The following is a 13,936-nucleotide window of genomic DNA, read 5'->3' on the forward strand; positions in this document are numbered from 1 at the left end:
TGACGGCTGGGGCTACATTCAGCGATTCGTCCCAAAAATCTTCCGCGCTTCCGCCGGGCTCGCGATCTCGCGGCCCGCACGACGGGCGCAGGCGGCGATGGCCTCGATCAGCTGGCCGTTCGACGTCACCTTCTTGCCGTCGGCGAGATAGAAGGCATCTTCGAGACCGGTGCGCAGATGACCGCCGAGTTCGGCGCAGCGCTGGTGCAGCGGCCAGATCTCTTCGCGGCCGATCGCGGTGACCTGAAAATGCCCTTCGGGACGCTTCAGCTTGATCAGGATCGGCAACAGATCGGGATCCGACGGCATGCCGGAGGCGACGCCCATCACGAAATTATATTCGAGCGGGCCCTTGTACATGCCGACCTGGCGGTACATGCCGACACAGCGGACGATACCGACGTCAAAACATTCGAATTCGGGGATGGTGCCGACCGCGTTCATGACGTCGAGGTAATCCTTCACCTTCTCGACCGCATTGTCGAACATCATCGGCGGCCAGGCCCAGCTATTGTCGGCCTTCACCTTCAGATAGTTCAGCGACCCGGCATTGCAGGCGGCGATCTCCGGCCTGGTCTCGCGGATGCAATCCAGGGCACCGCTGTAGTTCGGCCCGGAGACGCCCGAGGTGTGGTTGATGATCACGCCGGGGCAGGCTTCGCGGATCGCCTGCTGGATCTCCTTGCTGACGCTGACCTCCCAGGACGGCAGATGCCCCTTGTCCGGTGCCTGCTGGCGCAGATGGATGTGCATGATGGACGCGCCGGCATCGAACGCAGCCTTGGCCTCGCGCGCCATCTGCTCGGGCGTGACAGGCACGTTGTGCTGCTTCGGGTCGGTGAGCACGCCGTTCAGCGCGCAGGTGATGACAGCCTTGTCGCTCATGCCTTGAATGTCTCGCACGTTGATAGTTCAACGTTTGCGATCATGTGATGGGCGGCATGCGGCTTCTTGCGCGGAGAAGCTGGAAAACGAGATGCCGTAGGGTGGGTTAGCCGAAGGCGTAACCCACCTCTTAAGCTTCCTCGGAGGCAGAATTGGTGGATTACGCCTTCGGCTAATCCACCATACGAAGCGATCAACTCGCCTCCGCCAGCCTCACCGTCTCGGTGCTGCGATAAATCGCAAGATCCCGCGAGCCGACGAAGATCGCGCGCGGCTTCAGGCCGTAGAAGCGGCGGATCGAGTGGCTGAAATGGGTGGAATCGGGATAGCCGATGTCCTGCGCGAGATGGGCGAGGTTGAGGTCCTGGTTGGCGAAGTGCAGCAGGTGACGCGCACGCTTCCAGGCGCGGAAGGAGCGGAACGAGATGCCGGTCTCTTCCTTGAACAGATGCAGGAAACGCGAAGCGGAAAGTCCGGCGTCCGCCGCACAAGTGTCCGCCGTCAAGGGCTCACCCGTGAAGCGGCCGATCCGGGCGACCGCGCGCGTCACACGGGGATCGAGCACGCGGCGCGGCAGCGCTTCGCCAAAACACATCTCGTCGAATTCGGCGGTGGTGATGTCGCCGTAGCGACGCTGGCGCAGCAGCGCGTAGGCGGCGAGGATCTTGCGGGCATAGACGGCCCTGTCGGGTCCGGTGAGCCGCTCGGCCAGGATCTCGATCACGCCATCGGGCATGCTCTCCGGCTCCAGCGTCACGCTGATCGCGGTGCGGTAGTCACTGGCAATGGAATGCCGCTGGTTCGGCAAGGTAACGAACAGCTCGCCGGTGGCGAGGGCATCGTCGATCGTCAGATGCAGGCTGCCCTTGACCGCGACATAGACATGACAGCAGCCGGGCGTTCGCTTGCGGGGGCGGCCGAGCAGGCCGGCATAGAACACCCGCTCCGGCGTGATCAGCATCAAATGGTCGGATTCGCGACCGGTATCTTCCATTGGGATCCTCCTCGCGCGGCTCTTTGGCCGCTGCGGACGGAGGTCACCTTAGCGGAAATCTGGGCGCTGTCACGGCGGGATAGCGCTATCATGAAGCGCAAAACAGCGGCAGTCCGGGAGCGTGGTGGACGACCCGGAACTCGTGCCAACATCGTCGTCCTGGACAAGCGCAGCGGACCGGAGCGCCGATCCAGGACCCATTACTCCAGTGGGAAGTTGCAGCGCCAGGGCGACAACCGCGACTCGTCGCCAAACAAATCCTTGGGGTAATGGGTCCTGGCTTTCGCCAGGACGATAATTACGCCCTCACTCTTGCTGCCACGTTCTGCTCGACGCCGGCTTGTTGCTCCGCAGCAACCGCGCGCTTGAAGCCATCGCGTTGCTGCAAGCGCGCCCAATAGGCTGCGACATTTGGCCCAAAATCCTTGGCGAGCCCGATATTGTCCGCGAGGCGGAGCGCGTAGCCGATCACGATGTCGGCGGCAGTGAAGCGGCCCGCGCACAAGGCCTCGGTATTTGCGGTGGCTGCCTCGACCGCGCGCAGGCGGCCCAAGAACCACTTGGCATAGTCGCCGGCGACCTGCGGATTGCGGCGCTCTTCCGGCTCGAGCTGGGTGTATCGGAGCACCAGCGTCTGCGGGAAGGTTAACGTGGCGTCGCTGAAATACATCCAGTTCAGGAACGCGCCATAGGCGGGATCTTCGGGTCTGACCATCAGTGGCGTCGGTCCATGCCTGGTGCCGAGATAGTGGCAGATGCCGGAGGACTCGGTCATTTTCGTCTCGCCATCGACCATGAAGGGAATCGTGCCCAGCGGATTGAGCGCGAGGTATTCCTTGGCGAAGACCCGCGGCGGGAACGGCAGCATCTTCAATTCATAGGGCAGCCCCATCTCCTCCAGCATCCAGAGCGGACGGAACGAGCGCGCGGCGTCGCAATGATAGAGCGTGATCATCAGGCGTTACCTTTACTCCCGGGCAACGTGCCCATCGTCTTGCACAGGACCATCAGCATGACCTCGTCGGCGCCACCGCCGATCGATGTCAGGCGACTGTCGCGATAGGCGCGACTGACCGGCGTCTCGTTGGTAAAGCCCATTCCGCCCCAATATTGCAAGCAGGCGTCGGTGAGCTCGCGCCCGAGCCGGCCGGCCTTCAGCTTGGCCATGGTCGCCAGTTTCGTGACATCCTCGCCCGCCACCAACGCCTCGCCGGCACGGTAGATCAGCGCGCGCAGCAGCTCGACCTCGGTCTGCATCTCCGCGAGCTTGAAGTGGACCACCTGGTTGTCGAGGATCGACTTCCCGAAGGCCTTGCGATTGCGGGTGTATTCGATGGTCTCGTTGATGATGTATTCGTGCGCCTTCAGGCAGGCCGCCGCACCCCAGAGCCGCTCCTCCTGGAATTGGATCATCTGGTAGGTAAAGCCCTTGCCCTCCTCGCCGATCCGGTTGCGCTTGGGCACGCGGACGTTGTCGAAGAAGATCTGCGCAGTGTCGGAGGAGCGCATGCCCAACTTGTCGAGCTTGCGCGCGACGGTGACGCCCTTGGTCTTCATGGGCACGCAGATCAGCGACTTGTTGCGGTGAACGGGTCCGTCGCCGGTATTGGCGAGCAGGCAGATCCAGTCGGCCTGGGTGCCGTTGGTAATCCACATCTTGCCGCCATCGATGACATAATCGTCGCCGTCCCCGCGCGCATTGGTCTTGATCGATGCGACATCGGAGCCTGCGCCGGGCTCGGAGACGCCGATACAGGCGACGTAATCGCCTGAGATCGAGGGGCTGAGAAACTCGCGCCGCACTTCATCGGAGCCGAACCGCGCCAGCGCCGGCGTCGCCATGTCGGTCTGCACTCCGATGGCCATCGGCACGCCGCCGCAATTGATGGCGCCGAGTTCTTCCGCCATCATCAGCGCATAGGAATAGTCGAGGCCGGAGCCGCCGAATTCGACCGGCTTGTTCAGCCCGAGAAAGCCGAGGCTGCCCATCTCCCTGAACAGCGCGTGCGCCGGGAAGATGTCGGCTTTTTCCCATTCATCGACATGAGGATTGATCTCGTTGGCGATGAATTTTTGCAAGGAACGGCGGATCTCGTCGTGGTCGGCGGTGAACAGCATTTCTTTCCCTTTGTCATTCCGGGACGCGCGAAGCGCGAACCCGGAATCCATTCTTCTGCGACATCTGCGGCTCGATGGATTCCGGGTTCGACGCTACGCGCCGCCCCGGAAAGACGGCGTCCTTCACAACCCCATCTGCCGCGACGCCAGATCCTTCATGATCTCTTCGGTGCCGCCGCCGATCGCGTTGACCTTGACCTCACGATAGATGCGCTCCGCCTTGATGCCGCGCATGAAGCCTGCGCCGCCAAAAATCTGCACGGCCTCCGAGGCGCAGAATGCCATGGTCTGGGTCGCCTGGTTCTTCATCATGCAGATTTCGGCGACCGGGCTGTCGCCCTGCTCCAGCCGCCAGGCCAGCATCTCAAGCATCGCTTGCGAAGCGGCGACCTTCTGCGCCATGTCGACGATCTTGTGGCGGATCACCTGGTGCTGCGCGAGCGGCTTGCCAAAGGTCTTGCGCTCCTTGGCGTAGGCGATCGCCTCGTCGAGGCAGACGCGCGCGAACGCGGTGCAGCCCGCCGCCATGCCCATGCGCTCGCTGTTGAAATTCCGCATGATGATCTTGAAGCCATGGCCTTCCTCGCCGATCAGGTTTTCCGCCGGTACGCGGCACTCGTCGAAATGCAGCGTCGCGGTGTCAGAGGCCCACCAACCCATCTTCTTCAGCTTTGTCCGCGACAGGCCGGGCGTATCCCCCTCGATCAGGAGCAGGCTGACGCCGCCGGCGCCCTCGCCGCCGGTGCGCACCGCAACGGTCAGATAGTCGGCACGCATACCCGAGGTGATGAAGGTTTTCTCGCCGCTCACGACGTAGTGATCGCCGTCGCGCCGCGCCTTGGTCCGGAGGCCCGCAACATCAGAGCCGCCGCCCGGCTCGGTGATCGCGAGGGCAGAGATTTTCTCACCCGCGAGCACCTGAGGCAGCACGCGCGCCTTGACCTCGGGGCGCGCAGCCCTCGCGACCGGCGGCGAACCGATGGTATGGCTCATCAAGCTGGCGCTGATGCCGCCGGCGCCAGCCCGCGCCAGCTCCTGGCTGGCGACGATCTTCATGAACTGGTCGGCGGCGATCCCACCATATTCCTCGGGAAAACCGAGCCCCAAGAGCCCGATCTCGGCCGCCTTGCGATAGAGCGCGCGCGGGAATTCGCCGGCCTCGTCCCACTCGTGGGCGAAGGGCGCAATCTCCTTGTCGACAAAGCGGCGCATCACCTCGCGAAAGGCGTCATGCTCGGCGGTATAGAACGGGCTCATCATCGCACTCTCGCCTCGCTGGCGGATTCGTCTCGTCCACCATGGCCGGAACCTTGGCGGCTCACTTGCGCGGAGTGGCTGGCCGGCGGCCGCTTCCGAGCAGCGCCCGCTCTAGCAACTCAACGCAAGACGATTTTCACCGCTCGCGCGCCAACTCCGGATCAAAAAAAGGCGTGGTGCACAAACTCCGGCTGGCCCCAGGGCCATGCCGGGCATGGTGCATGGCAATAGGGACGCGGGCGGCACCAAACCGCCGAGGGAGGAATTCTTGGCCGTTCGTTACTACGACTGGATCGCCCACCATGGCCGCCGCACGCCGAACAAGATTGCGGTGATCGACCTCGCGAGCGAGCGCCGCTTCAGCTATGCGCAGCTCGACGCGCGCATCTCTCGTCTCGCTTCATTCCTGCGCAATACACTGAAAGTCTCGCGCGGCGAGCGGGTCGCGGTGCTGGCGCTGAACACGACCGATACGCTGGAGGTGCAATTCGCCTGCGGGCGATTAGGTGCGATCTTCGTGCCACTGAACACCCGGCTCACCGTTCCCGAACTCCAGTTCATCACCGCAGATTGCGCCCCGAAGGTGATGATCCACGACACCGATCTCGCCGAAACGGCGCTTGCCGTGGCAAGGCTCTGCGGCATTGAGACGAGCCTGCTGCTTGGCCCCGGCGGGACTTACGAGGCCGGCATCGCCGCCGCAAAGCCACTCGAGAAAATCGAGGAAGTGACCCTCGATGACGTCTCGACCATCATGTACACCTCCGGCACGACGGGTCATCCCAAGGGCGCCACCATCACCCATGGCATGACCTTCTGGAATTGCGTCAATCTCGGCGGCCCCGCCTGCATCGGGCCGTCCTCGGTGCTGCTCACCGTGCTGCCGCTGTTCCACACCGGCGGCCTGAATTGCTACACCAATCCGGTGCTGCATGCGGGCGGCACCGTGATGATCATGCGCGCCTTCGATCCCGGCACGGCGCTTGGCCTGATCAATGATCCCGCGCAGGGCATCAACGTGTTCTTCGGCGTGCCCGCGATCTACCAATTCATGGCCCAGCATCCGGCCTTCGCAACCACCCACCTCGGCAGGCTGATCGTCGGCGGTGTCGGCGGCGCTCCGATGCCGGTGCCGCTGCTCAAGGTGTGGGAGGCGCGCGGCGTCGCGCTCCAGCAGGGCTACGGCATGACCGAGACCTCGCCGGCCGTGCTGGTGCTCGACCGCGAGGATGCGGCACGGAAAGCCGGCTCCGCCGGCAAGCCGGTGCTGCACACGGAAGTGCGCATCGTACGTCCTGATGGCAGCGACGCCGATGTCGGCGAGCTCGGCGAACTCTGGGTCAAGGGACCGAACATCACGCCCGGCTACTGGAACAGGCCGGAGGCGAACAAAACGTCGTTCACCGACGGTTGGCTGCACACGGGAGACGCGACACGCGTCGACGAGGAAGGCTTTTACTACATCGTCGACCGCTGGAAGGACATGTACATCTCCGGGGGCGAGAACGTCTATCCGGCCGAAGTGGAGAACGTCCTGCACCAACTCAACGCCATCGCGGAAGCCGCCGTGATCGGCATTCCCGATGTGCAATGGGGCGAGGTCGGCCTCGCCATCGTCGCGGCCAAGCCCGGCCAGCGGTTGACCGAGGCCGATGTCTTCGCACACTGCGCGGCGAATCTCGCGCGGTTCAAATGTCCACGCCAGGTCCGCTTCGTCGACGCGTTACCTCGCAACGCCACCGGCAAGATCCACAAGCCGACCTTGCGCAAGGAATTCTCGGTCACTTCCGAAGTCGACAAGAAAGCCGCCAACGCCTGATGAAAGCGCTCTCTCGCGGGCGCTTTTCTTTTTGACGTGCGTGTTCCAACCCAGAAGAAACCCCAAGGAATTTTAACGAATTTTCATGAAGGGCCGCTATTCTCTTCGGTGAGCGCGGGGGGGCCCGCGCTTTCGACCTCGATCATGTCGTGGCCGACGTCGACGCCCGCGACGGCCAGACCGAGACGACGAGAATCGCCGACGCCCCTGAACACAGGGCATGCCCAGGCGAGGGTGGCGATGCCTGACGGCGGCAGATCGAGTCTCAGCGTGTAGCCGTCATAACCGGTCACGACCGCTTCGGGGGCGACGGGCGTGCCGTCGATATAGAATCGCGTGTCGATCGTATCCAGCGGCGCGCGAAGCGCGGGGCTTCGAACGCGAAGGATGGTGCGGCCAGGCATCCCCTTGATGCGCACGGCAGCCTCCGGTTCGCTCCAGCGGAAAGTGTAACCGGCGGAGAACTCCTCGGCATGGAATCCGATCTGCGCGATAACGTGGCCACCAAGAAAGCCGCCGACAGACCGCGCATCTCGCCCGAGACGATGAATGCAATCGAGTCTCTGATGCCGGATCAGCGCAGCGATGTATCGCCGCATCCATCGCGCGATCGCCTCGCTCGATCCGGCGGCCGTCAGAACGACCAGTACGGCCCGCGCGTGCCATGCCCCCAGCCGCGCGAAAGCGCGCGCGCCGAGATCGCCGAGCAGCGCCGGCACGGCCCAACGCCATAACGCCAGCAATTTCTCGCCGGACCGTCCTCGGCCGCCGCCAGCGAGGCTGTAGCGCAGGAGCGCGTTCAGTGCATTGCGGGCGAGCGACGTGCCGGCCTCACTCCGCGAGCTCCACTCGATCGGAACGTCGAGCAGCTCGCTGCCGGGATCGTTGCGGGCCTCGCTCAGATAGCGAATCTCGCCTTGCACGAAGTCGAGCGTGAATTGCTTCAGCTCGTCGATCTCGCCGACATAGTAGTGATGGAAGCGCGCCTCCTCGAGATAGCCGATGGAATGGCCTCTCGCGTGATAGGCGGCGGCAAGCACCCATTCGGCGAAATGACCGAGCTCTTCGCGCAGGCCGCCGCATTCCCAGTAGACGTCTCGCCGCGTCACGAAACACTGATCCAGCACCTTGCGCCAGGGATGCTGCTTCATACCGAACTCGATGTCGGCCTTGTACATGGCGGCCTCTGCCACGGATAACCGGTTATGGCAGATCGGGATCGAACGGCAGGAAAAGCCGGCCCAGTCGGGATGAGCATCGATCGCGCGAATGCAGAGTTCGATCACGTCGGGTTCGGGCCGGCAGTGCGATTCCGTGAAGAACAGATAGCTGCCGCGCGCCTTCGTCGCGCCAAATGCGCAGAGCCCGATGTCGTGTTCGGAATCGGTGAATTCGAGTCGAGCCCTGTTGCCGGCCAGCGTCTTCAACTGCTCGCGTGCCGTGAAATCCGGTGGCACGACCAAAATGATCTCGTAGAGCGATTTGTCGGCAGTCTGCGACGTCCAGCCGAGCCAGGACATCTCCCACTGCCCGCGGTGAGATTCGAGCGGGATAATGATTGAGAACAGCGGAGATTCGCCGTCATCGAGTGCGGGCGCGTCCTGCATGTCCCCTTATAGACGCATGCCGCGTCATTCCGGATAATTTCCTGCGGACTATACCGACAGAAACAGCGCGAACGATTCTTCCACCGTTCGGCGCAGGTGCTTTTGGTACAGTTCATGGTTGGCATCGCCGGGCGCGACCCGACCCAGCGAGGGCTTCGCGAAGTTTCGAAGCGGCACATAGGCGATCGGCGCTGCGATCGGCGTCAGCTGCGAGCCGGGGCCGGCGCGGAGCGTCGAGATGATCCCGTACATTTCGCCGGCGACCGTCGGCCGCGACACGGTGATTACGCGATGCTGGCCATGCTTGATGATGACGAGATAGATGAAGCCGGACTGATGCGGCACGGCGACCTCGCCGGTGTGTTCATAAGCGGCATCGGTCCGCTCCCCCTCGCGGAACACCAGTGAAGAGACCTTCGGCTCCCAGACGATCTCGGTGCGGTAGGCGAAGATCGCGTCCTTGTCGCCGAACGACGGTCGCAACGTGATGTAGACGTCCTCGAGCCAGGTCACCGCGCGATGCGCATAGGAGCCGAGGCTGTCGGGCGCGACATCGTTTGCGGCCGGAGGCGTCACCACGGCGGCGCTTCTGCGCAGGGAGACGCCCAGCGCCTGCTCCAGCCGCACTGTGGTCGCCAGTGTGAACGGCCGTCGGCCACCGAGCACCTTCTCCAGCGTCGACAGGCTGAGCTTGGCCTGCTCGGCCAGCGCCTGCCGGGAGATCCGGCGCCTGGCGAGCTCCTCACGGATGGTCTCCGCAATCTCGCGGCTCTGCTCGTCCGAAAGCTGCTTGTCGGTGAATTTGTCCTGCGTCTGCATCGTGGCCCTGCTCCAGGACAGCATCCTAGCAGGGCGGACAAACCAGCACAAAACCGCACTTGGCCATCTCGGAGGCGGCCGGCGGGGCCGGCCGTGGCGGAACATTGCCGATCATTCTGCTCGCGAAACCGCGCCGTCCTGGCCGATGCTCAGAGCCAGCAAACATCCTCGGGAGCAGGCCAAATGGATACCTACGACACGACGGACAGCAACGAACACCCTTGGCTGGGCAGACTCATCGTGGTCGGACTGTTCCTTCTGGCGCAGGGCATCGCGGTGATGCTGGTCGCCTTCGTGGCGCTGCTGGTGAGCTTGGAGCCGGGCTGGTCGGCGACGACGGAGCAGGCCAGCCTGCTTCAGCCCGGCGACGCCAAGTCCGGCACCCTGCTTCTGAAGGAGGATCGCGCCTACACGGAAGCGATCCGCCTCGGCATCGACGTCGACATCACGGTGTCGGGCCCGACATTGCGCGCCCGCGTCACCCAGATCTTCCGCAATCCGACCAAGGACTGGGCCGAGGCGACCTATGTCTATCCGCTCCCCGCCGGCGGTGCCGTCGATTCGCTGAAGATGGTGGTCGGCAATCGCGTCATCGTCGGCGACATCAAGGAGCGGCAGCAGGCGCGCGTGATCTACGAAGAGGCGCGCCGGGCCGGCCAGAAGGCCGCGCTCACCGAACAGGAGCGGCCGAATATCTTCACGAACTCGGTCGCCAATATCGGTCCCGGAGAAACCGTGCTGGTGCAGATCGAATATCAGGAACCGGTGCATCAATCCGGCAACGAATATTCGCTGCGCCTGCCGCTGGTGGTCGGACCGCGCTACAATCCGGCGCCGATCGTCCAGAGCGTCGATTTCCGCAACGATGGCTCCGGCTGGGGCGCGACGAATTCGGACCCGGTGCCGGACCGCGACCGCATCTCGCCGCCCGTGCTGGATCCCGCCAGGAATCCACCGGTCAACCCGACCAGCATCACGATACGCCTGAACGCCGGCTTTGCGCTCGGCGAGGTCAAGAGCCCCCACCACAACGTCAAGGTCGAGAGCCCGGACAATACGACGCGAATCGTCACGCTTGCCGACGGTGCCGTGCCTGCCGACCGCGATTTCGAACTGACCTGGAAGCCGGCCGCCGCGAAGGCGCCGTCGGTTGGTTTATTCCGCGAGCGCGTCGGCGACACCGATTATCTGCTCGCCTTCGTCACCCCGCCCGCCGCCGAGCAGGCGACGCAGAAGCCACGGCCGCGCGAGGTGATATTCGTGATCGACAATTCCGGCTCGATGGGCGGCACGTCGATCGTTCAGGCCAAGGCGAGCCTCACCTACGCGCTCTCCCGTCTCCAGCCGACCGACCGTTTCAATGTCATCCGTTTCGACGACACCATGGACGTGCTGTTTCCGGCCTCAATGGCGGCGGATGCCGAGCGTGTCGGTGAAGCCACCTCGTTCGTCAGCGCGCTGCAGGCGCGTGGCGGCACCGAGATGGTGCCGGCGATGCGGGCCGCGCTGACCGACAAGCTCGGCGACGCCGGCATGGTTCGCCAGGTCGTATTCCTGACAGATGGTGCGATCGGCAACGAGCAGCAATTGTTCGAAACGATCACGGCGATGCGCGGCCGCTCGCGCGTGTTCATGGTCGGTATCGGGTCGGCGCCCAACACCTATCTGATGACGCGCGCCGCCGAGCTCGGCCGCGGTGCCTTCACCCATATCGGCTCGGTCGAGCAGATCGAGGAGCGCATGCGCGGCCTGTTTGCCAAGCTCGAGAACCCGGCCGTGACCGGCCTGAGCGCAAAGTTCTCCGAAGCCAAGGCCGACGTCACACCGGCGATCATTCCCGACCTCTATCGCGACGAGCCGCTGGTGCTGGCCGCAAAGCTCGACACGCTCGCGGGCTCGGTCGAGATCAAGGGCCGCGTCGGCGACCGCCCATGGTCGGTGACGCTGCCGCTGCAAAATGCGGCCGAAGGCAAAGGCTTGTCGAAGCTTTGGGCCAAGCGCAAGATCGACGATGCCGAAGTGGCGCGCACCCTGCGCGAGATGACGCCCGAAGATTCCGACAAGGCGATCCTGGCACTGGCGCTCGACCATCAGATCGTCACCCGACTCACCAGCCTCGTCGCGGTCGACAAGACGCCGAGCCGTCCCGAGGGTGAGCCGCTCAAGCTCAGCGAATTGCCGATCAACCTGCCGGCCGGCTGGGATTTCGCGAAGGTCTTTGGCGAACGCCAGCAGGTCCCGGCGCAACTCCGCGAGCGTCACGCCGATGCGCGCAGCCAGTCGGCCACGAGGCGGCCGACGCCGGCGGCAACCGATACGATCCGCCTGCCCAAGACCGCGACCTCGGCCGAGTTGAAGATGACCGCAGGCGTGATCCTGATCCTGCTCGCCATGATCCTGTTCGTGTTCAACCGGCGTCAGTCCTTGCTCACTGACGCCGCTTGAGAGAGGAGCTCCCCGAACTCCTCTGTTAGCGCGCGCGGCTGCCCGTCCCACACCAACGGCCGCGCGCGCCTTTTTGTTGTCATTGCGAGCGCAGCGAAGCAATCCAGGCTGCCTCCGCGAAAAGATTCTGGATTGCTTCGCTTCGCTCGCAATGACGAGTGTGGAAACAATGCCCCGCTTCATCTCTCCCTTGGTTCTTGCCTTGATCGGCATCATCCTGTTCGGCGACGGCGCCTACATCCATGCGAAGGCGTGGCTCGCGCAGGTGCTGCTGGAGCGCGCGTTCGACAAGAGCGTTGCGACCGGCGAAGTGGTCAGGCCATGGTCATGGGCCGACACATGGCCGGTCGCGCGGATCGAGGTGAGGCGGATCGGCGCCAGCGCGATCGTGCTGGAAGGCGCGAGCGGCCAGGCGCTCGCCTTCGGTCCCGGCCATATCCGCCAAACGGCTGACGCGGGCGAGCGGGGTGTCGCCGTATATGCAGCGCACCGCGACACTCATTTCCGCTTCCTGCGGAATGTCGCCATTGGTGACCTGATCGATGTCACACGCAGTGATGGCAAGCACTTTCGTTTTCGCGCGGATTCCTCCGCTGTGGTTCGCTTCGATGCCTCGGGCATCGATCCTGCGATACGGGCTGCCGAACTCGTGCTCGCGACCTGCTGGCCGTTCGACGCCGTCGTGTCCGGCCCCGAGCGCTACATCCTGCATGCCACCCTGATCGGAACCGATGAATAGCGGTTCGCAATCGATCCGCACCCCCCTCTTGAATCCGCCCGGCCTGTAGGGACAATCCCGCATGATGGAACCCGTGAACCGGCGCCGTCGACGCGAGACCTATCAGAATGGCCCATTGAGCATTTTCGCTGCAATTTGCGAGAAGAACGGGGATGGATGAGGAGTTCAGGCAGCGTCTCGAACAGCTCGAGAACCGCGTCGCGCTCCTGGAGAGGAACCAGGATCTTATCGCCGCCGGGCGAAGACGCTCCTCGCTTCGGAGCCTCTGGCGCCGCCCGCCGATGTGGACCTTCGAGCAATATCCGCCGCGCCTGCTCAACCTGACGGCTTTCCCGCCAGCACCTGCGATCCATCCGGGCGCGCCCCGAATCGCGATGGTCACGCCGAGCTACAACCATGCGCAATATCTCGACGCCACGATCGACAGCATCGTCAGCCAGAACTATCCGGACCTGTATTATCACGTGCAGGACGGCGCCTCGATCGACGGCACGCTCGATCTCCTGAAGGGGCGCGGCGATAGCCTGCGCTGGAGGAGCGAGCCGGACAAGGGGCAATCCAGCGCCATCAATCTCGGCTTCGCCGGCATCGAGAGCGAGATCATGGCCTATCTCAACAGCGACGACATGCTGCTGCCCGGGACGCTTGCCTATGTCGCAAATTACTTCATCGCACATCCGCATGTCGACGTCGTCTACGGCCATCGCGTCTTCATCGATCGCGAGGGACTCGAGGTCGGCCGCGCCGTGCTGCCGCCCCACGACGGCAAGGCGTTGCGATATGCCGACTACATTCCGCAAGAGACGATGTTCTGGCGCAAGCGCGTGTGGGACAGGATCGGGCCGATCGACGAGAGTTTACACTACGCGATGGACTGGGACTTCATCCTTCGAGCGCAAGCCGCAGGATTCAAATTCGCACGCTTGCCGCGATTTCTCGCCTGCTTCCGAATCCATGACGCACAAAAGACGGCATCCACCTATGCGGTCGGCGTCAGGGAGATGGGCGTCCTGCGGCGACGCGTTCTCGGCTTCGAACCGACACAGATGCAGATCCGGCGCGCCATCGCTCCTTATCTGGCGAAGCAGTTGGCCTATCACTACGCCTACAAACTCGGCATGCTGAGATACTGAACCACGGCGCGAGCAGAGATCCGAAGATGTCGATCACCACCAGGGCTTGACGCGCGCCCATTCCACCGCACGGCATACCTGCCCACGTGGTTGCCAGTCCGAAGAACTCGCCATAGAACA

At 63.9% G+C, this 13,936-nt stretch carries 11 protein-coding genes; 4 read left to right on the forward strand and 7 right to left on the reverse strand.

Annotated features, from left to right (window positions below):
• Positions 1-18: 18 nt before the first annotated feature.
• The 5 genes from AC0L3A_RS14990 to AC0L3A_RS15010 form a co-directional block, all read right to left on the reverse strand.
• Positions 19-885: a beta-keto acid cleavage family enzyme gene (locus tag AC0L3A_RS14990; RefSeq protein ID WP_219679653.1), complete on the reverse strand. Its 867-nt coding sequence runs from the start codon at positions 883-885 to the stop codon at positions 19-21.
• Positions 886-1,078: 193 nt separating this feature from the next.
• Positions 1,079-1,879 carry a helix-turn-helix domain-containing protein gene (locus tag AC0L3A_RS14995; RefSeq protein ID WP_007598047.1) on the reverse strand — a complete coding sequence of 267 codons (801 nt, stop codon included), beginning with the start codon at positions 1,877-1,879 and terminating at the stop codon, positions 1,079-1,081.
• Between the two features lie 298 nt (positions 1,880-2,177).
• On the reverse strand, positions 2,178-2,834 hold the full coding sequence (locus AC0L3A_RS15000; RefSeq protein WP_354127066.1) for a glutathione S-transferase family protein: 657 nt from the start codon (positions 2,832-2,834) through the stop codon (positions 2,178-2,180).
• Positions 2,834-3,997, reverse strand: coding sequence for an acyl-CoA dehydrogenase family protein (locus AC0L3A_RS15005; RefSeq protein WP_354127067.1), 1,164 nt, complete (start codon positions 3,995-3,997; stop codon positions 2,834-2,836). Before AC0L3A_RS15005 ends, AC0L3A_RS15000 begins: the two co-directional genes overlap by 1 nt.
• Before the next feature lie 123 nt (positions 3,998-4,120).
• Complete coding sequence (locus AC0L3A_RS15010; RefSeq protein ID WP_354127068.1) at positions 4,121-5,257, reverse strand: acyl-CoA dehydrogenase family protein; 1,137 nt, start codon at positions 5,255-5,257, stop codon at positions 4,121-4,123.
• 265 nt (positions 5,258-5,522) lie between these two features.
• Here AC0L3A_RS15010 and AC0L3A_RS15015 point away from each other — a divergent pair, with 265 nt between their 5' ends.
• Positions 5,523-7,073 (forward strand): acyl-CoA synthetase, encoded by a 1,551-nt coding sequence (locus AC0L3A_RS15015; protein ID WP_354127069.1) that lies wholly within the window; start codon positions 5,523-5,525, stop codon positions 7,071-7,073.
• An 83-nt stretch (positions 7,074-7,156) separates the two neighbouring features.
• Here AC0L3A_RS15015 and AC0L3A_RS15020 read toward each other — a convergent pair whose 3' ends face one another.
• Together AC0L3A_RS15020 and AC0L3A_RS15025 are read right to left on the reverse strand one after the other, a co-directional pair.
• Entirely contained in the window at positions 7,157-8,680 is a 1,524-nt protein-coding gene (locus AC0L3A_RS15020) for a glycosyltransferase family 2 protein (RefSeq protein WP_219679679.1), read from the reverse strand.
• A 48-nt stretch (positions 8,681-8,728) separates the two neighbouring features.
• Positions 8,729-9,499: a helix-turn-helix transcriptional regulator gene (locus AC0L3A_RS15025; RefSeq protein ID WP_007598058.1), complete on the reverse strand. Its 771-nt coding sequence runs from the start codon at positions 9,497-9,499 to the stop codon at positions 8,729-8,731.
• Positions 9,500-9,682: 183 nt separating this feature from the next.
• Between AC0L3A_RS15025 and AC0L3A_RS15030 the strand changes: the two genes are divergently transcribed.
• The 3 genes from AC0L3A_RS15030 to AC0L3A_RS15040 all read left to right on the forward strand — a co-directional run bounded on the left by AC0L3A_RS15030 (position 9,683) and on the right by AC0L3A_RS15040 (position 13,816).
• Positions 9,683-11,944, forward strand: a complete 2,262-nt coding sequence (locus AC0L3A_RS15030) for a marine proteobacterial sortase target protein (RefSeq protein ID WP_354127070.1) — start codon at positions 9,683-9,685, stop codon at positions 11,942-11,944.
• A gap of 169 nt (positions 11,945-12,113) precedes the next feature.
• On the forward strand, positions 12,114-12,683 hold the full coding sequence (locus AC0L3A_RS15035) for a class GN sortase (protein ID WP_219679686.1): 570 nt from the start codon (positions 12,114-12,116) through the stop codon (positions 12,681-12,683).
• A gap of 152 nt (positions 12,684-12,835) precedes the next feature.
• Positions 12,836-13,816 carry a glycosyltransferase family 2 protein gene (locus AC0L3A_RS15040; RefSeq protein WP_354127071.1) on the forward strand — a complete coding sequence of 327 codons (981 nt, stop codon included), beginning with the start codon at positions 12,836-12,838 and terminating at the stop codon, positions 13,814-13,816.
• Positions 13,817-13,936: the final 120 nt, after the last annotated feature.

This window comes from Bradyrhizobium sp. MI1.3, assembly GCF_055811695.1.